Annotated in this window: 9 protein-coding genes; 6 read left to right on the top strand and 3 right to left on the bottom strand. The window is 76.1% G+C overall.

Going from position 1 to position 25,588, the window contains the following annotated elements; translation table 11 throughout:
- Positions 1-17 precede the first annotated feature (17 nt).
- The 3 genes from O7602_RS09525 to O7602_RS09515 all read right to left on the bottom strand — a co-directional run bounded on the left by O7602_RS09525 (position 18) and on the right by O7602_RS09515 (position 3,192).
- Positions 18-1,448, bottom strand: coding sequence for an NDP-hexose 2,3-dehydratase family protein (locus O7602_RS09525; protein WP_281587964.1), 1,431 nt, complete (start codon positions 1,446-1,448; stop codon positions 18-20).
- 34 nt (positions 1,449-1,482) lie between these two features.
- Positions 1,483-2,592: a DegT/DnrJ/EryC1/StrS family aminotransferase gene (locus O7602_RS09520; RefSeq protein ID WP_281587962.1), complete on the bottom strand. Its 1,110-nt coding sequence runs from the start codon at positions 2,590-2,592 to the stop codon at positions 1,483-1,485.
- A 63-nt stretch (positions 2,593-2,655) separates the two neighbouring features.
- Positions 2,656-3,192, bottom strand: a complete 537-nt coding sequence (locus tag O7602_RS09515) for a hypothetical protein (RefSeq protein ID WP_281587961.1) — start codon at positions 3,190-3,192, stop codon at positions 2,656-2,658.
- A 480-nt stretch (positions 3,193-3,672) separates the two neighbouring features.
- Between O7602_RS09515 and O7602_RS09510 the strand changes: the two genes are divergently transcribed.
- Genes O7602_RS09510 through O7602_RS09485 form a run of 6 tightly spaced genes read left to right on the top strand, consistent with a single transcriptional unit; the run spans position 3,673 to position 25,587 of the window.
- Positions 3,673-4,068 carry a hypothetical protein gene (locus tag O7602_RS09510; protein ID WP_281587960.1) on the top strand — a complete coding sequence of 132 codons (396 nt, stop codon included), beginning with the start codon at positions 3,673-3,675 and terminating at the stop codon, positions 4,066-4,068.
- A gap of 25 nt (positions 4,069-4,093) precedes the next feature.
- Positions 4,094-5,083, top strand: coding sequence for a 2,3-diaminopropionate biosynthesis protein SbnA (gene sbnA / locus O7602_RS09505; RefSeq protein WP_281587959.1), 990 nt, complete (start codon positions 4,094-4,096; stop codon positions 5,081-5,083).
- Positions 5,077-6,114, top strand: coding sequence for a 2,3-diaminopropionate biosynthesis protein SbnB (gene sbnB / locus O7602_RS09500; protein ID WP_281587958.1), 1,038 nt, complete (start codon positions 5,077-5,079; stop codon positions 6,112-6,114). Before sbnA ends, sbnB begins: the two co-directional genes overlap by 7 nt.
- Before the next feature lie 10 nt (positions 6,115-6,124).
- Positions 6,125-6,343 (top strand): MbtH family NRPS accessory protein, encoded by a 219-nt coding sequence (locus tag O7602_RS09495; protein WP_281587955.1) that lies wholly within the window; start codon positions 6,125-6,127, stop codon positions 6,341-6,343.
- A 27-nt stretch (positions 6,344-6,370) separates the two neighbouring features.
- Positions 6,371-18,364, top strand: coding sequence for a non-ribosomal peptide synthetase (locus O7602_RS09490; protein ID WP_281587953.1), 11,994 nt, complete (start codon positions 6,371-6,373; stop codon positions 18,362-18,364).
- Entirely contained in the window at positions 18,361-25,587 is a 7,227-nt protein-coding gene (locus O7602_RS09485; RefSeq protein WP_281587952.1) for a non-ribosomal peptide synthetase, read from the top strand. Before O7602_RS09490 ends, O7602_RS09485 begins: the two co-directional genes overlap by 4 nt.
- Position 25,588: the final 1 nt, after the last annotated feature.

The following is a 25,588-nucleotide window of genomic DNA, read 5'->3' as shown; positions in this document are numbered from 1 at the left end:
TTCGTCCCGGCCGGCGCTCAGCACATGCTGGGCAGGCAGGCCAGCAGGCTACGCGCTTCGATGTTGAGGTAGTGGCCGTGCCGGAGCAGGTCGGTGAGCTGACGGACGGTCATCCAGCAGTACTGCGGCGGCACGTCCAACGGCACGTCCTCACCCACCTCGATGATCTGGTAGCGGGTCAGGGCGTGGTGGAACCGCCCACCCTCCTCCGACAGAAGGTTGTCGTAGCGCACCCGGGCGGTGCCGGCGGCCATCAGGTCACGCGGGAACGGGTCGGCGATCTCCCCCACCGGGGAGTCCGACAGCAGCTGCACCGTCGGGGCCATCTCCACCATGTCCATCAGCCCGTACTCGGGCCGGGCCTGCACCAGCAGGTGCAGCACCCCCTGGATCGGGCGGACCAGGAACACCGCGCGGCCCTGGCCTCGCGGGCTCAGCAGCGGCTGGGTCCACTGGCGCACCTCGCGGGTGCCGGCCTCCACCCGCACCGCGATGATGCCGAAGTGCCGGCCCTCGTCGTGCCGGATCTCGTCGGCGGTGCGGGACCACCGCGCCACCTCGCCCAACGGCACCAGCCGGGCCGTCCAGTCGCACCGGGTCTTCGCCTCGGTGAACCAGCTGAGGATCGCGCCGGGGTTGTGCAGCGGCCCGACCGGCGCGGCCTGCGGCTGGTACTGGTACGAGCGGACCAGCGCGTCGCGGAACTCGTCGCCGGTGACTGCCTCGTCCTCCCGGGGCTGCGCGAACGGCATGCACGACAGCACCGTACGGGCGTCCATGTTGACCAGGTTGTCGACGCCCATCAGCTCGCGGATCTGGGCCGGCGTCAACCAGCAGTAGTCCTCGTGCACCGGCACGTCGCCGGTCACCAGCACCACCATGTTGCGGTTGCGCTTGCGCCAGAACCAGGCCCCCTGCTCGGACTGCAGCACGTCGACGAGGACCTGGCCGCGCTGCGCCCCGACGAAGTGCTCCAGGTAGCGGGTGCCGGTGCCGCGGTGCACCTGGGTGTAGTTGCTCCGGGTGGCCTGCACCGTCGGCGACAGCTGCAGGGTGTTGACGTTCCCGGGCTCCATCTTCGCCTGCATGAGGCAGTGCAGGACGCCGTTGAACTCCTTGACCACGATGCCGAGGATGCCGATCTCCGGCTGGTTGATGACCGGTTGGGACCAGCCGTCGACGCCGCCGTCGCGGACCCGCAGGCCCTCGATGGTGAAGAACCGGCCGCTGGCGTGCCCGAGATTGCCGGTGCGGGGCTCGAACGACCAGGAGTCGAGCGCGTCGAACGGGATCCGGTCGACCCGGAACCGCCCGGCGCGGTGGCGCTCGTCCCACCAGGCGGCGAACTGCCGCAGGGACACCAGCGCCCCGTCGTCGGCGGCGCCCGCGTCCGGCCAGGTCCGGCCGGCGCCGGCGGTACGGTCACCCGCAACCGCGAGCCGCGTCATCTCCGCTCCTCCTGTCCTCGTCGCCCGGGCCGGCTCAAATCCGCGCCAGCACCGTCTTGAACGTGTCGATGAACCGTTCCTGCTCGTCGACGGCGAGCGACGGGAACATGGGCAGCGAGAAGATCTCGTCGGCGAGCGCCTCGGTCACCGGCAGCGCCCCGGGGCGCACCCCGAGGTGGGCGAAGCCGGTCTGGGTGTGCACCGGCCAGCGGTAGCTGACGTTCAACGCGACGTCGTGGGCCTGCATCGCCTCGATGATCTTGTCGCGCCGGGGGTGCCGGACGACGTAGACGTAGTACACGTGCTCGTTCCCCGGCGCGGTCACCGGCACCACGACGTCGGTGTCGGCGAGCGCCTCGGCGTACCGGTCGGCGATCGCCCGCCGGCCGGCGACGTAGTCGTCGAGCCGGGTCAGCTTGCGGCGCAGGATCTCCGCCTGCACCGCGTCCAGCCGGCTGTTGTAGCCGGGCGTGGAGGTGACGTGGTACTGGCGCTCCATCCCGTAGTACCGCAGCCGCCGCAGCGCGGCGTCGGTCTCCGCGTCGGTGGTGAGGACCGCGCCGCCGTCACCGTAGGCGCCGAGGACCTTCGTGGGATAGAAGGAGAACGCGGCGGCCAGACCCGTCGATCCGGCGATCCGGCCGTGCTGGCGGGCGCCGTGCGCCTGCGCGCAGTCCTCCAGGATCGGCAGGCCGTGGCGAGCCGCGATGGCCTCCAGCGGGGCCAGGTCGACGCACTGGCCGTAGAGGTGCACCGGGAGCAGGCAGCGGGTCCGTGCGGTAAGCGCGGCCTCGACCTGCGCCACGTCCATCAGGTAGGTGTCCGGGTCCACGTCGACGAAGACCGGCGTGGCCCCGACCGCGTCGATCGCCACCACGGTCGGCGCCGCGGTGTTCGACACCGTCACCACCTCGTCGCCGGGCCCGACGCCCAGGGCCCGCAGGCCCAGGACGATCGCGTTGGTGCCGTTGTCCACACCCACGCAGTGCGGCACCCCGTGGTAGGCGGCGAACTCCTGCTCGAAGGCGGCGACGCTCGGCCCGAGCACAAGCGTGCCGGAGCTGAACACCGTGTCGACGGCGTTCAGGATGTCGTCGCGCTCCTTCTCGTACTCCGACAAGTAACCCCACACATTAAGGGTCATCTCGGCGCTTCACCTCCAGGCCGGGAGTCCCGCGTCGGCACTCCGATGGGCGGATCGAACGGATCAGACGAGCTGCTTGAGCAGGTCCACGCCCGTGGTGTCCCACTGCTCGCGGTGGACCGCGAAGACGTGGACGTCCCACAGCCGGCCCTGGCCGAACGTGTGCTTCTCCAGCACCGCCTCGGCGTGGGCCAACGCGGCGTGCTCCCCGCCGAAGCCGACGCTCGCCGGGTCGGCGTCGGTCGCGTGCAGGTACACCTTGCGGGTACGCCACATCGCGAAGGCGAAGTTGACGATCAACGCGCTCGCCTCGCCGAGCAGCTCCTCCGGCTGACCCGGGGTCAGCACCACCTCGGCGCGCAGGTGGCCCGCCGGGCTGAGGTCCGACAGCGTGCCCAGCCCGATCGGCGCGTCGTCGCCGTCGACGCGGTGGATGAGGAAACAGGCGGCGAGCCGGCGTCCGAAGCTCTCACAGAACTGGTCGAGAAGCGGCAGGTTCGCGCGGCCGGCCCGGAAAAGGACCCGGTACGCCTGGGGCCCGTCGGCGGCGCCGGCCGGCCGCAGCGCTATTCGTCGCGATTCGGTGTAGGGAAACAGCACGGTTCCGTCCTCGTTTCACGCGGTGACTTCGACCCGGCGCGGATTCCATTCCGCACAACGGCGCGGACCACTGGGCCCCTCCCGTCGGGCGACGGCTCGCAAACGCCGTCGAGGAGGTGTCCGGGTGCCGGGAAGCTAGCCACATCGCGACCGGCGCAGTCAAGCAACGCCATGTGGGATCCGCCGCTGTGCCAGGCGTCGGGGCGGTCCGCCCGTCCCGCCAGCGAGACAGCCGGACCGGGTGCTTCGCGGGTGCCGCGACCGGCGGCGGGAGCCATTCCACAATTGACCTCCCCGCGACGCCGTGCTTAACATCGCCCCCGCTTGATCTGCGGCGCCTCGAGGTGAGCCGCAGCCGACCCAGGACCTGGGTGACGGCCATCTCCCATCACCGCGGCACGGCGATGCGATTACTGTTCCGGCCGCGTCTCGAATCAATTCCGCAGGAATGGAAAGGGCGAAGACATGGCGGCAGAGGAAATGACTGTGGACCTGGATCGGGAGACCGCCGAGGAGCTGACGAAGGCCGTCGACGAGCTGACCGACGTGGTCACCCGGACCGCCCGGATGATCTGCGCCGAGCAGCCGGACGTGCCCGAGCCGGGCAGCCTGCAGGACATGGACTCGTTCTCCATGGTCCAGATGCTGCTGGAGTTGGAGAACGGGCTGGACATGAAGCTGCTGGAGAAGATGGAGGGGTTCCGGGGCGAGAGTTTCCGGGACCTGGCCCGGTTCATCGTCCGGGTGCGCGGCGAGGAGCAGGCCGCGGACGGCGCCGGCGAGGAGCAGGCCGCGGACAGCGCCGGCGCGGCACAGGCCACGGACCGGGCCGGCGCGGCACAGGCCGGCTCCGCCGACGGCCCGGCCCCGGCGTGACGCACCCCCGGCGCCGGTGATCGAGATGCCACCCCGGGACGGGATCCTCTCCGCCGTCGGGGGCACGCCGCTGGTCCGACTCGACCGCCTCTTCCCCGGCTCGCCGGCCCGGTTCTACGCCAAGCTCGAGGCGTTGAACCCGGGCGGCAGCATGAAGGACCGGTCCGCCGTCGCGATGGTGCTCGGCGCCGTCGACAGCGGTGAGCTGGTCCCGGGACGCTCGACGGTGGTCGAGTCCAGCTCCGGCAACCTCGGCATCGGGCTCGCCCAGGTGTGCCGCTGGCTCGACCTGCGCTTCGTCTGCGTGATCGACCCGAAGACGACCGCGCAGAACTGCGCGATCATGTCGGCGTACGGCGCGGAGCTGGACCGGGTCACCGAGCCGGACAACGACCTGGGCGACTTCCTCGGCGCCCGCCTGCGCCGGGTCCGGGAACTGCTCGACAGCGAACCGGACGCGTACTGGCCCAACCAGTACGCGAACCCGCTCAACGGGCGTGCGCAGGAAGCGATCATGCGGGAGGTCGTGACCGCGCTCGACGAACCGGTGGACCACCTGTTCGTGGCGACCGGCTCGTGCGGCACGATCCACGGCTGCGCCCGCTACAAGGCCGCGCACGGCCTGCGGACCCGGATCACCGCGGTCGACGCCGAGGGCAGCGCGATCTTCGGCGGCTCGACCTGCCGCCGGCTCATCCCCGGGCACGGCGCGGCCATCCGGCCCGGCCTCTACCACGACGGCATCGCCGACTCGGTGGTGCGGGTCACCGACCAGGACTGCGTCGTGGGATGCCGTCGGCTGGTGGGCGCCGAGGCGATCCTCAGCGGCGGCTCGTCCGGCGCCGTCGTCAGCGCCGTCGCCGGCCGGCTGGACACGCTGGCGGCCGGCAGCACCTGCGTGCTGATCCTGCCCGACCGGGGCGAGCGCTACCTCGACACGATCTACGACGACGCCTGGGTGCGAGCGAAGTTCGGCGAGATCGGCCACCTGTGGAAGGAGAAGGCACGGTGTTGATCCTGCGACGCGCCGACGTCCTGGCGGTCCTCGACGGCGACGAACCGGCCGTCTGCCGGCTGGTCCGCGACGCGTACGTCCACCACGCGGACGGCGCCACCGCCGTGCCCCACTCGGTCTTCCTGCGCTTCCCCGACGACGAGCGCAACCGCGTCATCGCCCTGCCCGCCTACGTCGGCGGCGCGCGTCCGGTGGCCTCGCTGAAGTGGATCGCCTCCTTCCCGGGCAACGTCGACCGGGGCCGAGAGCGGGCCTCGGCCGCCATCCTGCTCAGCTCGGTCACGGACGGCCGGACCGAGGCGCTGCTGGAGGGCTCGGTCATCTCGGCGCGCCGCACCGCCGCCTCCGCCGCCGTGGCCGCCGGCGCCCTGACCGCCGGGGCGCCCGCCGATGTCACCGCCGGTGTCGCCCTGATCGGCGCCGGGCTGATCAACGTCGAGGTGCTGCGGTTCCTGCACGCGCACCTGCCGCGGCTGGGCGCGGTCACCGTGTTCGACCTCGACCCGGGCCGGGCCCGCCGGTTCGCCGAGCGCGCCACCGCGGCCTGGCCGCGGCTCGCGGTGCGGGTGGCGGAATCGATGACCGACGCGCTCGCCGCGCACCGGCTGGTCTGCTTCGCCACCACCGCCGCCCGACCGCACACCGACGCCGGGGCGTGCCGGCCGGGCACGGTCATGCTGCACCTGTCGCTGCGCGACCTGACCGCACGAGCCGTCCTGGGCGCCCGCAACGTGGTCGACGACGCCGACCACGTGTGCCGGGCGGCGACCTCGCTGGAGCTGGCCGAGACGGTCGCCGGTGACCGCCGGTTCATCGCCGCCGAACTGGGTGACCTGCTCGCCGGTCGGGTCCGGGTGCCCTACGACGAGAGCGCCCTCACCGTCTTCTCCCCGTTCGGCCTGGGCGCGCTCGACGCCGCCCTCGCCGCGCACGTGCGCGACGCCGCCGTCGAACGCGGCCTCGGCGTGCGCGTCCCGGACTTCGCCGCCGACGCCCCGGCCGACCGCGTCCCCGCCGCCGACAACCGCTGAAGGGAAACCGATGACAGAGCACGAATCCCCCACCGACCGGTCGTTCCTCGTGGTGGTGAACCACGAGGAGCAGTACTCGGTGTGGGCCGCCGACCGGCAGGTGCCCGACGGGTGGCGCGCCGAGGGTTTCGCCGGCACCCGCGAGCAGTGCCTGGACCACGTCGAACGGATCTGGACCGACATGCGCCCGCTGAGCCTGCGGCGGCGGATGGCCGAACAGGACAGCTGAGCCGCTAGCGAGCGAGTCGAGGTGACGATGAGCGCAACCCCCGCATCGGCCCAGGTCCCCCCGGCGGGGCCGGGCCGGGCCGACGAACCGGACCGGCTCGACGTCGCCCTGCCGATGCCCGCGCCGACGACCCGCCGCCGGCCGGTCGACCGGCCGGCGGGCACGGGCACCGTGCCGTTCGCGGTGCCCGGGTCGCTGGGCGGGCGGGACCGCGTCGCGACCGGCGCGGTGGCCGCCGCCGCGGTGCACACCCTGCTCGCCCGGCACGCCGGCCGGTGGGCCGGCACGCTCGCGCTGCGTACCGGGGACCGTCGCCTGTCGCTCGCCCTCGACCTGCCCCGCCGGCTGCCGTTCGCGGAGGCCGCGCGGCGGGCCGGGGAGGCGGCGCGCCGGGCCACCGACGACACCGCCGGGGTCGGGGTGCTCGTCGACGTGACCGACGGGCCCGGCGCCGCGCCGGTGGACCGGTACGACCTCGTGGTGCGCCTGCGGCGCGTCGACGGCCGGCCCACCGGCGAGCTGGCGTACCCCCGGGCGTTGTTCACCGCCGAGGACGCCGCGCGCCTCGCGGCCCGCCTGTCCACGCTGCTGCACGACGCCGACGCGCGCCCCGACGCGCCGCTGGGCGGGCTCGCTCTGCTGCCCGAGGCGGAGCGATGCGCCCTGGTCACGCCGACGGCCGGCACGCCGGTGCCGGAGCGGACCCTGCCCGAGCTGGTCGCCCGGCAGGCCGCCGACACGCCGGACGCGGTGGCGGTCGACGACGGCACCCGGCGGCTGACGTACCGCGAGCTGGTGGCCCGCAGCCGAGCGCTCGCCGCGCACCTGCGCGGACTCGGCGTGCGCCGGGGGGACCGGGTCGGCGTCGCCGTGCCCCGCGACGCGGACCTGGTCCCGGCGTTGCTGGGCGTGCTGTGGGCGGGCGCCGCCTACGTCCCCCTGGACCCCGAGCACCCGGCCGGACGGCTGGCCCACATCCTCGCCGACGCGGGCGTCGGCGTCCTGGTCACCGCCGGCCCGGACGGCGTGCGTGCCGCGCCGGGAACGGTCGAGGTCCGCCTGGACCGGCTGCCGGCGGCCGGCGACGCCGACGCGGGCCCGGGACCCGGGCCGGACGACGCGGCCTACGTCGTCTACACCTCCGGGTCGACCGGCCGGCCCAAGGGCGTGCTGGTGACCCACCGCTGTTTGACCAACTTCCTGTGGTCCATGCGCGAGCGCCCCGGGCTGCCGTCCGGGGCGGTCCTGCCGGCCGTCACCACGGTGTCGTTCGACATCGCCGTGCTGGAACTGTTCCTGCCCCTGCTCGTCGGCGGCCGGGTGCTGGTCGCCACCGGCGCCGACGCCCGCGACCCGCAGCGCCTGGCCGCGCTGCTGGCGCGCGCCGGCGCCCGCGTCATGCAGGCCACCCCGATCACCTGGCGGCTCCTGCTGGACGCCGGCTGGACGCCGCCCGCCGGCTTCACCGCGCTCTGCGGCGGCGAACGGCTCCCGGTCGAGCTGGCCCGCCGGCTGCTCGACGCCGGTGTCGACCTGTGGGACCTCTACGGGCCGACCGAGACGACCGTGTGGTCGTCGGCGGCCCGCCTCACCGGCCCGGCCGCGCGGGAGTTCGCCCCGGTCGCCAACACCAGCCTGTACGTGCTCGACGACGACCTCGAGCCGGTGCCCACGGGCGCGCCCGGCGAGCTGTACGTCGGCGGCCGGGGCGTGGCCGCCGGCTACGTCGGCCGGCCCGCGCTGACCGCCGACCGGTTCCTGCCCGACCGGTACGCCGCCGAGCCGGGCGCCCGCCTCTACCGCACCGGGGACGTGGCCCGTCGGCGCGCCGACGGGAGCGTCGAGATCCTCGGCCGCACCGACGACCAACTGAAGATCCGCGGGTTCCGGATCGAACCGGCCGAGGTGGAGAACGTCCTGGTCGACCAGCCGGGAGTGGCGGCGGCCGTGGTCGGCGCGGTCGACGACGACGCCGGCGACCCCCGGCTGGTCGCCTGGCTGCGCCCGACCGACCCGACCGACCCGCCCGGGCCGCGGGCGCTGCGCCGGCACTGCGCCCGGCTGCTGCCGCCCTACCTGGTCCCCACCCGGTTCGTGCTGCTCGACCGCTTCCCCACCACCGCCAACGGCAAGATCGACCGCTCGGCGCTGACCGTGCCGGCGGACCCGGAGGCGGACGACCACGACGACCGCGCCGACGACGCCCCGCACCGGTCCCCGGCCGACGCCACCGAACGACTTGTCGCCCGGGTCTTCGCCGAGACGCTCGGCCGCCCGGTCACCGACGCCGACGCAGATTTCTTCGCCCTGGGCGGGCACTCCCTGCTCGCCACCCGGGCCGCCGGCCGGCTGCGGGCCGAGACCGGCGCCGACGTGCCGGTCGCGGCGCTGTTCGACGGCCGCACGGTCGCCGAGGTGGCGCGTCGGCTGGCGGCGGCCGGCCCGGTCCCGGCCACCGACGCGCCGACGGCCGGGCCGACTGCCGGGCCTACTGCCGGGCCTACTGCCGGGCCTACTGCCGGGCCGGCGACCGGGCCCGCGCCGCTGTCGTTCGCGCAGCGCGGCATGTGGCTGCTGCACCAGCGGGACCCGGACGGCAGCGCCTACCACGAGCCGCTGGCGATCCCGCTGCCCGCCGGCGTGCCCGCCGACCGGGTGGAGCGCGTCGTCACGTCCGTGGTCGAGCGGCACGAGATCCTCCGGACCCGCTACGTCGAGGCCGACGCCGAACCGGTCCAGGTGGTCGACCCGCCGACGCCGGTGCGCCTGCGCGCCGAGCGCGCCGACCTGGCCGACGTCCTCGCCGAGGAGACGGCCCGCCCGTTCGACCTGGCCGCCGCCGCGCCGGTGCGGTGGCGCCTGCTCGCCGACCCGGCGGGCCGGCACACGCTGCTCGTGATGCTGCACCACATCGCCGTGGACGACCGGAGCGCCCGGCTGCTCGCCGACGAGATCGTCGACGGCTGCGCGGGCCGCAGCCGGCCCGCTCCGGCGCTGCGCTACGCCGAGCACGCCCGCCGCGAGCACGCCGCGGCCCGGGGCGAGCGCGCCGCGCGGCACCTGGACTTCTGGCGCCGGCGGTTGGCCGGGGCCCGGGCGACGGAGCTGCCCGCCGACCGGCGCCGGCCGACCGACCGCAGCGGCGCCGGCGTGCGCTTCGAGGTCCCGGCGTCGGTGGTGGCCCGCCTCGACGAGATCGCCGCCGGGCAACGCGCCACCCGGTTCCATGTCCTGCTGGCCGGCTTCTTCGCCGTCCTGGCCCGGCACAGCGGCCGTACCGACGTGACCGTGGGCGTGCCCGTCTCGCTCCGCGACCGCCCCGAGCTGGACGACGTGCTCGGGTTGTTCGTCAACACCGTCGTGCTCCGCGCCGACCTGGACCGCGCGCCGGCCTTCACCGACCTGGTTTCGGCCGTACGCGACGGGACGCTCGCCGCCTGGGCGCACGCCGACGTGCCGTTCGAGCAGGTGGTGGCGGACCGGGCCGCCGGCGTCGACCCGCTGCGCAACCCGCTGTTCACGGTGCTGTTCACCACACACGACGAGGCGCTGCCGGCGGGCTCCGAGCCGCCGCCGCACCGCGAGGTGAAGGCGGAGCAGAGCTGGCACCTCACCCCGCGTCCCGACGGCGGACTCGCCGGCCGGGTCGACGTGGCGGCGGCCCGGTTCGACCCGGACCTCGTCGCCGCCCTCGCCGCCGGGTACGTCCGGGCGCTGGCGACCGTCGCCGACGCCCCGGCCACCCCGGTCGACCGGCTGGCGCCCGGACAACCGACGCCCGCGGTCACCCCGTGGCCCGCGCCGGACGACACCGCCGTGACGGTGGCCCAGCTCGTCACGGGCCGCGCCGAACCGGACGCCGTGGCGGTCACCGGCAACGGCCCGAGCCTCACCTTCGCCGAGCTGGACCGCCGGGCCAACCGGTTGGCGCATCGGCTGCTCGGGCTGGGCGTCGGGCCGGACCGGATCGTCGCGGTGCGGCTGCCCCGGACCCCGGACCTGGTGGTGGCGCTGTTGGCCGTCGTCAAGGCCGGCGGCGCGTACCTGCCGCTGGACCCGCGCGACCCGGGACCGAGGCAGGCCCGCGCGCTCGCCGACGCCCGGCCGGTGGTCTTCCTCGGCCCCGCCGACGAGCGGCTGCCGCTGCCCGCCGGCGTCCGGCAGCTCGACCCGACCGCGCCGGCCGAGCGGGCCGCCCTGCGGCGTCTGCCGGACACCGCCGTGCCGGTCACCGTCGACCCGGACGACCTGGCCTACGTGGTCTACACCTCCGGCTCGACCGGGCAGCCGAAGGGCGTGCTGGTCACCCACCGCGGCCTGACCGCCTACACCCGCTGGGCGAGCGCCACGCTGCTGCCGCCGGGCGGCGGCGGCTCGCCGCTGCACACCTCGATCGCGTACGACCTGGCGGTGACCTCGCTGTTCCCGGTGCTGGCGGCCGGCGAGCCGGTGCGCCTGCTCGCCGAGGAACCCGGCGTGGACGCCCTCGCGCCGGCGCTGGCCGAGGCGGCCACCGGCACCCCGTACGCGATGGTCAAGCTGACGCCCACCCACCTGGACCTGCTGGCCACGGCCGCGCCCGGGGCGACCGGCGGGGCCCGTTGCCTGGTGATCGGCGGCGAGCCACTGCACGGCGACCGGCTCGCGTCCTGGGCGGCGCAGGCCCCGGCGACCCGGATCGTGAACAGCTACGGGCCGAGCGAGACGGCGGTCGCCTGCGCGGCGCACGTCACCACCGCCGGCGCGGTCGGCGACGGGCCGGTGCCGATCGGCGAGCCGCTGCCCGGCGTCACCGTCCACCTGCTCGACGAGGCGCTGCGGCCGGTGCCGGCCGGCGCGGTCGGCGAGATCCACGTCGGCGGCTGCGGGGTGGGCCGCGGCTACCTGGGCCGCGCCCGCGCGACCGCCGACCGGTTCGGGCCCGACCCGTGGGCCGCCCGACCCGGCGCGCGGCTCTACCGCACCGGTGACCTGGCCCGGCGGCGTGGCGACGGGACGATCGAGTACGTCGGCCGGCGCGACGACCAGGTAAAGATCAACGGGTACCGGGTGGAGCCGGGTGAGGCCCATTCCGTCCTCGCCGCGCATCCGGCGGTCCGCGCCGCCGCCGTGGTGGCCGACCACCGGGATCCGCGCGCGCCGAGGCTCGCCGCCTACGTGGTCCCCGCCACCGCCGACGCCACCCCCGCGCGGCTGCGCGCCCACCTGGCCGACCGCCTCCCCGCCCACCTGGTGCCGACGCTCTGGGGCATCGTGCCCGAACTACCGCTGCTGGGTAGCGGCAAGGTGGACCGGCAGGCCCTGCCGCACCTGGCCACACCGCAGGAGGCCGGCACACGGTACGAGCCGCCGGCCTCCCCCGCCGAGCGGGTGATCGCCGCGGTCTGGGCCGACGTGCTCGGGGTCGCCCGGGTGGGCCGGCACGACCGGTTCCTCGACCTCGGCGGGCAGTCCCTGCTGGCCACCCGGCTGGCGGCCCGGCTGCGCGACCGCCTGCCCGCCCCGGTGACGGTGCGCGACGTGTTCGCCGCGCAGACCGTCGCCGCGCTCGCCACCGTCGTGGCCGAGCGGGCCCGGGCCCTGGTCGAGCGGATGTTCGACGACGACGGCGAAGAGGCCGAGCCGCAGGCGCCGCCGGTCGAGGTCGACCGGGCGCTGCCCCGCGCCGACCGGTCGGGGCCGCTGCCGCTGTCCTTCGCGCAGCGACGGCTGTGGTTCCTCGACCAGGTCGGCGACGGCGTCGACTACCTGGTGCCGACCGCGCTGCGCCTGCGCGGCGAGCTGGACCCCGACGCGCTGTCCGCCGCGCTGACCCGGGTCGTCGCCCGGCACGAGGTGCTGCGCACCCGCTACGTCGCCGGGCCCGACGGCGAGCCGGCCCAGGTGGTGGACCCGCCGCCCGCGCGGATCGCGCTGACGCCCGAGGACGCCGACCCGGCCGCCGTGCTGCGCGCCGAGGTGGAGATCCCGGTCGACCTGGCCGCCGGGCCGGTGCTGCGGGCGCGGTTGCTGCGGGTCACCCCGCGGGAGCACGTGCTGCTGCTCGTCATCCACCACATCGCGGTCGACGGACTGTCGATGGGGCTGATCGCCGAAGAGCTGGCGGACGCCGGCCGGGGGGTGACGCGGGCGCCGCTGCCGGCCCAGTACGCCGACTTCGCCGTCTGGCAGCGTGACCGGCTCACCGGGCCGGAGCTGGACCGGCTGCTCGACTACTGGCGGCAGCGGCTCGCCGGGTCGGAGCCGACGCACCTGCCGGCCGACCGGCCCCGGCCGGCGCTGCGCGACGCGCACGGCGACCTGGTGCGGTTCACCGTGCCGGCGACGGTCGTCCGGCGGCTCGACGAGGTCGGTCGCCGCGCCGGCGCCACCGGCTTCATGACCTGCCTGACCGTCTTCCTGACCCTGCTCGCCCGCCACACCGGACGCACCGACGTGACCGTCGGCGTGCCCACCTCCGGGCGCACCACGGCCCAGGTGGAGCAGCTCGTCGGCTTCTTCGTCAACACGGTGGTGCTGCGCGCCGACCTGGCCGGTGACCCCTCGTTCGCCGGGCTGCTCGGCCGGGTCGCGGACGTCGCCGCCGAGGCGTTCGCGCACGAGGAACTGCCGTTCGATCGGCTGGTGGAGGAGCTGGCCCCGCAGCGGGACCGCTCCGGCAATCCGCTGTTCGACCTCCTGTTCGCCTACCGGGAGGCCGGCGACGAGCGGTTCGCGCTGCCCGGCCTGGACGTCACCGTCGAGCCGACGCCCACCCACACCGCCAAGTTCGACCTCACCCTGGAGGTGACCCGCCAGCCCGACGGCGGCCTGACCGGCGAGATCGAGTACGCGACCGCGCTGTTCGACCGGAGCACCGTGGAGCGGATCGCCGGGCGCTTCGGCCACCTCCTGGCCGGCGCGGCCGAGGCGCCCCACCTGCCGATCAGCCGGCTGCCGATGCTCGACGCCGCCGAACACCGGGCCGTCGTCGCGCACGGTCACGGGCCGGACCGGCCCCGCCCCGACGCCGGCCTGCCCGAACTCGTCGCCGAGCAGGCGGCCCGTACGCCCGGGGCGGTCGCGGTCGAGTACGGCGACGAGCGGATGCGCTACGGCGACCTCGACGCCGCTGCCAACCGGCTCGCCCGGCACCTGCGGGCGGCCGGCATCGGCCGCGACGACGTCGTCGGGCTGTGCCTGCCCCGCCGGCCCGACCTGGTCGTGGCGCTGCTCGGCGTGCTGCGGGCCGGCGCGGCGTTCCTGCCGCTGGACCCGGCGCACCCGCCCCAGCGGCAGGCCCTGATGCTGCGCGACGCCGGCGCCCGGCTGCTGCTCACCGCGGACGGGTCACCGCCCGGCCTGGCCGCGACGCTCGGCGCCGAGGTGCCCACCCTGGACCTGACCGCCGAACGCGCGCAGATCCGGGCCCGGGCGGCGACCGCACCGGACCGTACCGACCCCGACTCGATCGCGTACGTCATCTACACCTCCGGCTCGACCGGCGCGCCGAAGGGCGTGGCGGTCCCGCACCGCGGCATCCGCAACCGGGTGCTCTGGGCGGTGCGGCGATACGGTTTCGGGCCGGACGACCGGATGCTGCAGAAGACGTCGGTCAGCTTCGACGCCAGCGTGTGGGAGTTCCTCGCGCCGCTGGTCAGCGGCGGCGCGGTCGTCCTGGCCCCGGCCGGCGCCGAGCGCGACCCGGTGACCGTCGTCGACCTGGTGGCGCGGCACCGGGTCACCGTGTTGCAGGGGGTGCCGTCGTTCCTGCGGCCACTGGCCGACGAGCCGACCCTGGACCGGTGCGTCAGCCTGCGGCTGCTCTTCTCGGCCGGGGAGCCGCTCGCCGACGACCTGGCCCGCCGGCTCACCGGCCGGCTGCCGGTCACCCTGGTCAACACGTACGGGCCGACCGAGGCGTCGATCGACGTCACCGCGTGGCAGTACGACGACGCCGCGCCGGCCGGCGGGCCGGTGCCGATCGGCGCGCCGCTCGACAACACCCGCGCGTTCGTCCTCGCCGGCGACGGGTCGGTCGCGCCGTTCGGCGTACCCGGTGAGCTGCACGTGGCCGGCGAGGGACTGGCCCGCGGCTACCTCGGCCGGCCTCGGCTGACCGCGCAGCGGTTCGTGCCGGACCCGTACGGACCGCCCGGGTCCCGGGCCTACCGCACCGGTGACCTGGCCCGGCGGCGCGCCGACGGCGCCCTGGAGTTCCTCGGGCGCACCGACCAACAGGTCAAGATCCGTGGCGTCCGGGTGGAGCCGGGCGAGGTGGAGACCGTGCTCGCCCGGCACCCGGCGGTGTCGACCGCGGTGGTGGTCGCCCGGCCGGGGCCGGACGGGCAGGCCCGGCTCGCCGCCTACCTGGTGACGCGGGGCGCGCCGCCGGCGCACACCGAGATCCGCGCGTTCCTGCTGGCCCGGCTGCCGGAGCCGTACGTGCCGTCGGTGTTCGTGCCGGTGGACCGGATGCCGCTGACCACGAGCGGCAAGGTGGATCGGGCCGCGCTCCCGGAGCCCGGCTTCGACCGGCGCGGCGAGCTGGTCGCGCCGCGCACCCCCACCGAGCGGACGGTCGCGGCGATCCTCGCCGAGGTGCTCGGGCTGGACACGGTGGGCGTCACCGACGACTTCTTCGAGCTGGGCGGCCACTCGCTGCTGGCGATCCGGTTCGCCGGCCGGCTGCGGGCGGCCCTCGGCGCCGCCGTCTCGGTGCGCGCGGTGCTCGAGGACCGCACCGTCGCGGCCGTGGCGGCCCGCTACGCCGACCGGGCCGCGCCCGCCGTCGACGGTGGCATCGCCGGCGCGGCGGCGGACGGGCCGGCCGCGTTGTCCCACGCCCAGCAGCGGCTGTGGTTCCTGCACCGGCTGGACCCGGACGGCACGCAGTACCACGTGACCTGGGCGGTGCGGCTCGCCGGCCGGCTCGACCCGGACGCGTTGGCGGCGGCGCTCACCGATGTCGTCGCCCGCCACGACGTGCTGCGCACCCGCTACCCGGCCGGCCCGGACGGCACGCCGGCGCAGGTCGTCGAGCCGGCCCGGCCGGTCCGCCTGCCGGTGACCGAGGCGCCGCCGGTCGCCGACCGCGTCGGGCGTGACGACCGGCTCGCCGCGCTGGTGCGTACCCTGGCCGACCGGCCGTTCGACCTGGAGGCGGCGCCACCGGTGTCGCCGCACCTGATCCGGCTCGGCCCGGACGACCACGTGTTCGTCCTCGTCATGCACCACATCGCCGGCGACGGCTGGTCGGACCGCGTGCTGGCCCGCGACCTGTCCGCCGCGTACCGGTCCCGGCTCGCCGGCCGCCCGGCGGCGCTGCCGCCGCCCGCGGTGCGCTACGCCGACGTCGCGGTGTGGCAGCGGGCGCGGCTGACCGACGAGACGGTCACCGCCGAGGTGGCGTTCTGGCGCGAGCGGCTGGCCGGGCTGTCCCCGCTCGCGCTGCCGACCGACCTGCCGCGCCCGCCGGTCCGCGACGGCCGTGGCGCCACTGTGGACGCCCGGCTGCCCGCCGAGGTGGCGCGCCCGCTGCTGGCCGTCGGCCGGCGCTGCGGCGCGACCCCGTTCATGACCTTCCTCGCCGTCTTCGCCACGCTGCTGGGTCGGCACGCCGGGACCGTCGACGTGCCGATCGGCACCGTCGTCGCCGGTCGGCACCGCCCCGAGCTGGAGGACCTGGTCGGCCTGCTGGTCAACACCGTGGTGCTCCGCGTCGACCTGGACGACGACCCGGACCTCACCACGCTCCTGGGCCGGGTCCGGCGGCACGCCGGGGACGCGTTCGCCCACGACGAGCTGCCGTTCGACCGGCTGGTGGAGGAGCTGGCGCCGCCGCGGGACCTGTCCCGCTCGCCGCTGTGCGACGTGATGATGGTGGTCGACGACGCGGCGGGCGACGGGCTCCGGCTCGCCGGCCTGCGCGCGGACCGTCTGGACACCGGGCGCCGGACCGCGAAGTTCGACCTCACCCTGACCCTGACCGCCGAGCCGGACGGCGGGTACCGGCTGGAACTGGAGTACGCGACCGCGCTGTTCGGCGCGGAGACCGCCCGCCGGATGGCCGCCCAGTTCGGTGTCCTGGCGGCGGGCGCGGCGGCGGCGCCGGGAACGCCCGTCGGCCGGCTGCCGTTGCTCGGCGAGCGGGAGGGGCGGGAGCTGGCCCGGCGCTGGAACCCGCCGGCCGAGCCGGTCGACCGGGAGTGCCTGCACGAGGCGTTCGCGGCGCAGGTGCGGCGCACCCCGGACGCGGTGGCCGTGGAGAGCCCCGCCGGCCGGTTGACCTACGCCGAGCTGGACCGGCAGGCCACCGCCCTGGCGCACCGGCTGCGCGGTGCCGGCGTGGCGCCGGAGCGACCGGTCGCCGTCCTGCTCGACCGGTCGCTCGCGGTGCCGGTGGTGCTGTTCGCCGTGCTGCGCGCCGGCGGGGTGTACGTGCCGCTGGGCACCGGTCAGCCGCCGGAGCGGTTGGCCGTCCTGCTGCGTGACCTGCGCCCGGCGGCCGTGGTCGCCGGGAAGCGGGTCGCCGACCGGATCGACGTCGACGGCACGCCGGTCGTGGTCGTCGGCGAGACCGGATCGGCGGAGGACGCCGCGTCGGGTGACCTGCCCGGCGACCTGCCGGCCGGCGACCCGGACCGGCTCGCCTACATGATCTACACGTCGGGCTCCACCGGCCGGCCGAAGGCGGTGATGGTGCCGCACGCCTCGTACACCCACCACTGCCGGATGATCGCCGAGGTCAGCGAGCTTCGCGACACCGACCGCGCGGTCCTGCTCTCGGCGCTCACCTTCGACCTGGCGATGGAGCAGCTCGGGGCGATCCTGCTGGTCGGCGGCACGGTGGTGATCAGCGACGCCCAGTTCTGGGCGCCGTCGGAGCTGCCCGACCGGTTCGCCGCCGCCGGGATCACCCACGTCCTGCTCACCCCGGCCTACTACCGCGAGGTGATGGCCGGGGTGCGGCACCGGGATCCGCGGTTGAGCCGGCTGCGGCTGGTGCACGTCGGCGGCGAGGTGGTCACCCACGAGGACGCCCGACTGTGGCACGCGGCGCAGCTACCCGGCCGGTTCGTCTGCGCGTACGGGCCCACCGAGGCCACCATCGTCTCGCTGACCCATCCGGTGTCGGCGGCGGAGGTGACCCCGGCCCGGACGCCGCTGCCGATCGGCCGGCCGGTCCCCGGCACCCGCGCGTACGTGCTCGACGACGACCTGCGGCCGGTGCCCACCGGCTTCGTCGGTGAGCTGTGCCTGGGCGGCGAGCGGGTCAGCCGCGGCTACCACGACCGGCCGCGACTGACCGCCGACCGGTTCGTGCCCGACCCCTTCGGTGAGCTGCCCGGGCAGCGGCTGTACCGCACCGGCGACCACGTGCGGCAGGCCGCCGACGGCACGGTAAAGTTCGTCGGCCGCGTCGACGGCCAGGTCAAGCTGCGCGGCCTGCGGATCGAGCTGGGCGAGATCGAGGCGGCGCTGGCCACCCACCCCGAGGTGCGGGCCGCCGCCGCGGCGGTGCACGGCGACGACGGCGACCGGCGGCTGGTCGCCTACGTGGTGCCGCACGCGGGCGCCACGCCCAGCCCGGCGCTGCTGCGCCGCCACCTCGCCGACCGGGTGCCGGACTACATGCTCCCGGGCGCCTGGGTGACGCTGGACCGGCTGCCGCTCAACGCGAGCAAGAAGGTCGACCGGGCGGCGCTGCCGCCGCCGTCGGCCGCCGACGTGGACGACTCCGCCGCCGAGGTGGCCCCGCGCACCGAGGTCGAACAGGCCATCGCCGGCGCGTGGGCGCAGGTGCTGGGGCTGCCGTCGGTCGGCGTCGAGCACGACTTCTTCGCGGTCGGCGGGCACTCGCTGCTGGCCACCCGCCTGCTGGCCCGGCTGCGGGACCTGTTCGGCCTGGAGATCCCGCTGCGGGCGCTGTTCGAGGCGACCACGGTCAGCGCGCAGGCGGCCATGTTGGAACGGCTGGCCGAGAGTCTGGACGGCGACAACGGGTCGACCGACGCCGGGATGGGAGTGAGTGGAGCATGAGTGCTGAGGCGATCCGCCCGCCGCAGGGAGCCGGCGCCCGGCTGCTGCGGGACCGGCTGCGGGCCCGCGCGTCCGACCCGAAGCCCGACGGTGACCGGCTGCCCGACGTGGTCGCGGTCCCCCGCGACGGTGTGCTGCCGCTGTCCTTCGCCCAGCGCCGGCTCTGGGTGCTCGACCGGATCCGTCCCGGCGGCGCCGACTACGTGGTGCCGATCGCGCTGCGCCTGGACGGGGACCTCTCCCGGATCGACCTCGGGGACGCGCTGCGCCGCCTCGTCGCCCGGCACGAGATCCTGCGGACCCGCTACGTCGAGGGCGCGGACGGCGAGCCGGTGCAGCGCATCGACCCGCCCGGCCCGGTGCCGTTGGAGTTCGTCGACCTCGGCGGCGCGCCGGAGTCCGCGCTGGACTCGTTGCTCGAGGCCGAGGCGCTGCGGCCGTTCGACCTGGCGAACGGTCCGGTCCTGCGGGCCCGGCTGATCCGCTCCGGGCCGCGTACGCACGTGCTCGCCGTCCTGCTGCACCACATCGCGATCGACGGCTGGTCCTGCGACCTGCTGGTCCGCGACCTCGCCGCGCTGTGCGCCGGCGCGGACCCGCAGCCGCCCGCGTTGCAGTACGCCGACTTCGCCGCCTGGCAGCGCGCGCACCCCGCCGACCCGGACGGCGTCGCCTACTGGACCCGGCAGCTCCGCGACCTGCCGGCGCCGGAGCTGCCCACCGACCGTCCCCGCCCGGCGGTGTGGGACGACACCGGCGGCACGGTGCGCTTCGACGTCCCGGCCGACCTGGCCCGCCGGGCGGGGGTCGTCGCCCGCGAGCACCGGGCCACCCCCTTCATGCTCCACCTGGCGGTGCTCTGGACGCTGCTGGCCCGCTGCACCGGGCAGAACGACTTCGCGGTGAGCACCCCGATCGCCGGCCGCACCCGCCGGCAGACGCACGACCTGATCGGTCACTTCGTCAACATGCTCGTGCTGCGCGCCGACCTGGCCGGCGACCCGACCTTCGCCGAGCTGCTCGACCGGGCCCGGAGCACCGCGATCGACGCCTACAGCCACCAGGACGTGCCGTTCGAGCAGATCGTCGACGCCCTCGCCGTCGACCGCGACCTGGCCACCCATCCGCTGACCGGGGTCAACCTGACGTTGCAGAACAACGAGCCGGCCCGGTTCGAGGCCGCCGGCGTCACCGGCGAACTGGTCCCGGTCCGGTCCCGGCGCGCCAAGTTCGACCTGGGCTGGACGCTTGAGGAGCGCCCGGACGGCTCGTTCGGCGGCGAGGTGACCTACCCGTACGCGTTGTTCGACGAGCCGACCATCCACCGGATGACCCGGATCTACCGGCGGCTGCTGGAGGCGGCGGTCGCCGACCCGGGCCGCCCAGTCGGCGCCCTGCCGATGCTCGACGGCCCGGCGCTGGCCGAGGTGGTCCGGCCGCCGGCGGGCGCCGCGCCGGCCGGACCGTGCCTGCACGAACGCTTCGGCGAGCAGGCCCGCCGCTGCGGCGACGCGGTCGCGCTGACCGCGGGCGAAGACCGGCTGACCTACCGCGAGCTGGACGAACGCGCCAACCGGCTGGCCCACCGGCTGCGCGGGGCCGGCGTCGGGCGGGAGCACCTGGTGGGCGTCTGCCTGCCCCGCGGCCTCGACCTGGTGGTGGCCGTGCTCGGCGTGCTCAAGGCCGGCGCCGCCTACCTGCCGCTGGACCCGGACCACCCGCAGGAGCGGCTGGGCTTCCTGCTGCGCGACGCGGACGCGCACGTCCTCGTCACCGACCGCGCCCTGGCCACCCGGGCGCCGACCGAACCGGACGACGAGGTGATCGTCCTCGACGACCCCGCCGAGGCGGCCCGGATCGCCGCGCTGCCGGGCGACCCGCCGCCGGTGCCGGCCCACCCCGACGACCTGGCCTACGTCATCTACACCTCCGGGTCGACCGGGCAGCCCAAGGGGGTGCAGGTCACGCACGGCAACGTGGTGCGGCTGCTGACCGGCACCGAGCCCGAGTACCGGTTCGGGCCGGACGACGTGTGGGCGCTGTTCCACTCGTACGCGTTCGACGTCTCGGTCTGGGAGATCTGGGGCGCCCTGCTGCACGGCGGCCGGCTCGTGGTGGTGCCGTACCAGGTCTCCCGGTCGCCGTGGGAACTTGCCGACCTGCTCGCCGCCGAGCGGGTCACCGTGCTCAACCAGACCCAGTCGGCGTTCCGCTCCCTGATCCAGCTCGCCGAGCGGGGCGAGGGCGACCTGGACCGGCTCTGCCTGCGTCTGGTGATCCTCGCCGGCGAGGCCGTCGACGTGGAGTCCCTGCGCCCCTGGTGGCAGCGGTTCGGCGACGAGACGCCCCGACTGGTCAACATGTACGGCATCACCGAGACCACGGTGCACAGCACCTACCGCGCCCTGACCGTCGCCGACCTCGACCGGCGGCGCAGCCCGATCGGGCGTCCCCTCACCGACCTGACCGTCCACCTCCTGGACGACCGGTTGCAGCCGGTGCCGCTCGGCGTGCCCGGGGAGATCTGCGTCGGCGGGCCGGGGGTCACCCGTGGCTACCTCAACCGGCCGGCGTTGACCGCCCGGCGGTACGTGCCGGACCCGTTCGGCGCGCCCGGCGCCCGCCTGTACCGCTCCGGCGACAAGGCGCGCATGATGCCCGGCGGTGAGCTGGAGTTCCTCGGCCGGTTCGACGACCAGGTGAAGATCCGCGGCTTCCGGGTCGAGCTCGGTGAGGTCGAGGCGTGCCTGGGCGCGCACCCCGACCTGAAGGCGGCGGTGGTCACCGTCCAGGAGACCGGCCCGGGCGAGCACCGGCTGGTCGGCTACCTGGTGCCGCGCACCGACACCGTGACCGTGCCGCAGGTGCGGGCCCACCTGTCCCAGCGGCTGCCCGCCTACATGGTGCCGGCGGTGTTGACGGTGCTGCCGGAGCTGCCGCTGACCGTCAACGGCAAGGTCGACCGGCGGGCCCTGCCGGCGCCGGACGAGGCCCGCCCGGAGCAGCGGCAGGAGTACCGGCCGCCGGCCACCGCCGCGGAGATGGCGCTGGCCGGGCTGTGGGCCCAGGTCCTGGGCGTCGACCTGGTCGGGGTCCGGGACAACTTCTTCGCCCTCGGCGGCGACTCCATCCGGGCGGTACGCCTCGTCGGCCTGCTGCGGGACCGGGGCTTCGGCTACTCGGTGCAGGACCTGTTCCGCCACCAGAGCATCGCCGAGCTGCTCGCCGGCGGGCCCGGCCAGCACGCCGCCGAGCGGGTGGGCACCCCGCCGTTCGCGCTGCTCGACCCGGACGACCGGGCCCGGGTGCCGGCGGGCGTCGTCGACGCGTACCCGATGGCGCGGGCCCAGGCCGGCATGGTCTACGAGCTGCTGGCCGACCCGGAGAACCGGCCCTACCAGAACGTCACCAGCTACCTGGTGCGCGACACCGGCGACTTCGACCCGGCGGCGCTGCGGGCGGCCGTCGACGGCGCGGTGGCCGCGCACGAGATCCTGCGCACCTCGTTCGACCTGGCCGGTTTCGCCGAGCCGGTGCAACTTGTGCACCGGGCCGCGACGCCCGAGTGCGCCCACCACGACCTGCGCGGGATGCCGGCCGACGAGCAGCGGGCCCACCTGGACCGGTTCCGCCGCCGGGAACGGGTCCGGGTCTTCGACCTCGGCCGGGCGCCGCTGATCCGGGTGCACGCGCACCGGGTCACCGACCAGCGGTGGTACCTGTCGCTCACCGAGTGCCACGCCATCCTCGACGGGTGGAGCCACAACTCCCTGGTCTCGGAGCTGCTGGCGGGCTACCGGGCGCACCGGGCGGGGCATCCGCCGCCCGCGCCCGAGGCGACCACCGTCCGGTTCGCCGACTTCGTCGCCCAGGAACGGCACAGCGTCACCGACCCGGCCGACCGGGGTTTCTGGGCCGGACGGCTGGCCGGCGTGGAACGGCTCACCATCCCGGCGGCCTGGGGCGACCCGGCCGCGACCGGGACGTGCGCGGTGCACGTGCCCTACCGGGACGTCGAGGCGGGCCTGCGCGAGCTGGCGAAGCGGGCCGGCGCCTCGCTCAAGAGCGTGCTGCTCGCCGCGCACCTCACGGTGTGGCGGCAGGCCACCGGCACGACCGCGTTCCACGGCGCGTTGGTGAGCAACGGCCGCACCGAGGCGCAGGGCGGCGACCTGGTCCGGGGGATGTTCCTCAACCCGGTGCCCGTGGTGGCGCCGCCGGCCACCGGCAGCTGGCGGGACCTGGTCCGGGCGGTCTTCGCCGAGGAGGTGGCGCTCTGGCCGCACCGCCGCTATCCGCTCGCCGAGATGCAGCGGCTCTTCGGCGCCGGCGGCCGGTTGCACGAGGTCGCGTTCAACTACCTCGACTTCCACGTGCTGGACCGGGTCACGGTGGACACCGAGGCGAGCACCGACGTCAGCCCCAACGAGTTCCCCTTCGCCGTGTCCACGCTGGGCGGGGCGCTGGTCATGATGGCCCAGGCCGCGCGGATCGACAGGCGGCACTGCGACCTGCTGGCCGGCATGTACCGGGCGGCGCTGACCGCCATGGCGACCGACCCGGACGGCCCGGCCACCCGGGTCCTGCTGCCGGCGGAGACGCGGGCGCGGCTGCTGTCGGCCGGCGCCGGGCCGAGGACGCCGGTCACCGTCCGCGGCCTCCACCAGCTCGTCGCCGAGCAGGCCGGCGAGCGGCCGTACGCCGTCGCGGTGCGCACCGCCGACGACCGGCTGACCTACCGCGACCTGCACCGCCGGGCCCGGACGTGGGCGGCGCGGCTGCGGGCCGCCGGGGTACGCCCCGGTGACCGGGTCGGCGTCTGCCTGCCCCGGGAACCGGAACTGCTGGCGGCGATCGCCGGCATCGCCGCGGCCGGCGCCGCCTGGGTGCCGGTCGACCGTCGCGATCCCCTGCCCCGGGTCACCGCCGTCCTGGCCGACGCCGACGTCCGGGCGGTCGTCGCCGGGCCGGAGCACGTCGGCCGGCACGGCGGGCGGCCGGTCCTGACGCCCGACCCGGACGAGCGCGGCGACGACGGCGCGCCGCTCCGGCAGCCGCACCCGGACGACGTGGCGTACGTGGTGCACACCTCCGGCTCCACCGGCCGGCCGATGGGCGTGGTGGCGACCCATGGCGCGCTCGCCGACCGGGCCGCCGCGATGCGCCGCAACCTGCGGCTGAGCGCCGCCGACGTGGTACTCGGGGTGGTGCCCGTCTCCACTGACGTGGCGCAGCTCGCGCTCGCCGTCACACTCGGCTGCGGCGGTCAGCTCGTGCTCGCCAGCGAGGACGACGCCCGCGACCCGGTGTCCCTGGCCGACCTGCTGCGCCGCACCGGGGCCACCGTCATGCAGGCGTCCCCGACGACGTGGCGGATGCTGCTGGAGTCGGGCTGGACCCCGCCGGCCGGGTTCCGGGTGCTCTCCGGCGGGGAGGCCGTCGACGCCGGGCTGGTCGGCCGGCTGGCCGCCGACGGCGCCGAGGTCTGGGACAACTACGGCCCGAGCGAGGCGACCGTCTTCTGCTTCGGCTCCCGCCTCTCCGGCCCCGACGCGCCGGTGTGGACGCCGGCCGCGAACACCACAGTCCACCTGCTCGACGACGACCTCACGCCGGTGCTGCCCGGGGTGCCGGGGCAGATCTTCGTCGGCGGCGACGGGTTGGCGCAGGGCTACCTCGGCCGGCCCCGGGCCACCGCCGGCGCGTTCCTGCCCGACCCGTACGCCGCGACGCCCGGCGCGCGGCTCTACGCCACCGGCGACATCGGCCGGTGGGACCGGGACGGCCGGGTCGTGGTGCTCGGCCGGCGCGACCACCAGGTGAAGATCCGCGGCTTCCGGATCGAGCTGGGCGAGGTCGAGCACGTCCTGCTGACCCAGCCGGGGGTGCGCGGCGCGGTGGTGCACCCGGTGACCGGCGGCGACGGCAACCGGCGGCTCGCCGCGTACCTGGTCCTGGACGCCGGGGGCACGGCCGCGGAGGTGCGGCGGCGCGCGGGCGCCGTGCTGCCGGACCACATGGTGCCGGCCACGTTCACCGTGCTGCCGGCGTTCCCGCGCCTTCCCAACGGCAAGATCGACCGGGGTTCCCTGCCGGCGCCGGCGCCGGACGAGACCGCGCCGGCCCTCCCCTACCGCGCGCCCCGCGGACCGGTGGAGCAGGCCATCGCCGCGACCTGGGCCGACCTGCTCGACCGGGACCGGGTCGGCCGCGACGACGACTTCTTCGCCATCGGCGGTCACTCGCTGCTGATGCTGCGGGTCATCGCGCGGCTGCGCCGGGCCGACGGGATCGACCTGAGCTTCCGGGACTTCCTGACCCACCGCACCGTACGCGGCATCGCGACCGCCGCCGGCGCCCCGGACCGGTCGCCCGCCTCGGCGCTGCTGTGGCTCCGCCGCGACGGCGCGGGGACGCCGCTGTTCTGCCTGCACCCCGGCGGTGGCAGCGCGCACTGGTACCGGGAGCTGGCCGCGGTCGCCGAGCAGCCGGTCGCCGCGTTCGAGTGGCCCGGGCTGCACGACGGCACGGTGGCGGCCACGGACGTCCCGGCCATCGCCGGGCGTTACCTCGACGAGCTGCGGGCGGCCCGCCCGAGCGGGCCCTACCACCTGCTCGGCTGGTGCGCCTCCAGCGGGATCGCCTGGGAGATGGCCCGCCGGCTGCGCGCCGACGGCGAGCGGGTCCGGCTGATCCTGCTGGATCCGGTGAACGACGACGCGGCGGCGGACCGGGAGGCGCACCGGGCCCGGGTCGGCGCGCGGCTCGCCCGGCTGCGCGACGCCGAGCGGGTCTGCGCTGCCGTGGCCGGCGAGGGCGCCGACCCGGCCCGCCGGGCGGACCTCCTGGCCACCATCCGGGAGCTCGTCGACGACGCCGACGCCTGGGTCGACGACGCCGACCTGGGCGACGTGTGGGCCCACCGCCTGCGGGCCTGGCGGCACCTGCTCCAGGCCCGGCTCGACTACCGCTTCCCGACCTACGCCGGCAGCGTCGACGTGCTGCTCAGCGACGAGGTGGCGGCCGGGGACCACGAGTCGGCGCTGGACCTGCGGCCGGCGGAGTACGTGCGGCGGTGGCGCGGGGCCGCCGCCGGGGACGTCCGGGTGCACCGGGTCGCCGGCGACCACCTGGGGGTGCTGCGACCGCCGCGGGTCGCCGCGTTGGCGGCGGTGCTTGCCGCCGTGACCGGGGAGACGACGACCGACGGGGGACGGAAGTGAC

The organism is Micromonospora sp. WMMD1128 (assembly GCF_027497235.1).
In the GTDB taxonomy this organism is placed as follows: domain Bacteria; phylum Actinomycetota; class Actinomycetes; order Mycobacteriales; family Micromonosporaceae; genus Micromonospora.
The sequence above is the reverse complement of the archived record's forward strand: the minus strand, read 5'-3'. Positions and strand labels throughout refer to the sequence as shown.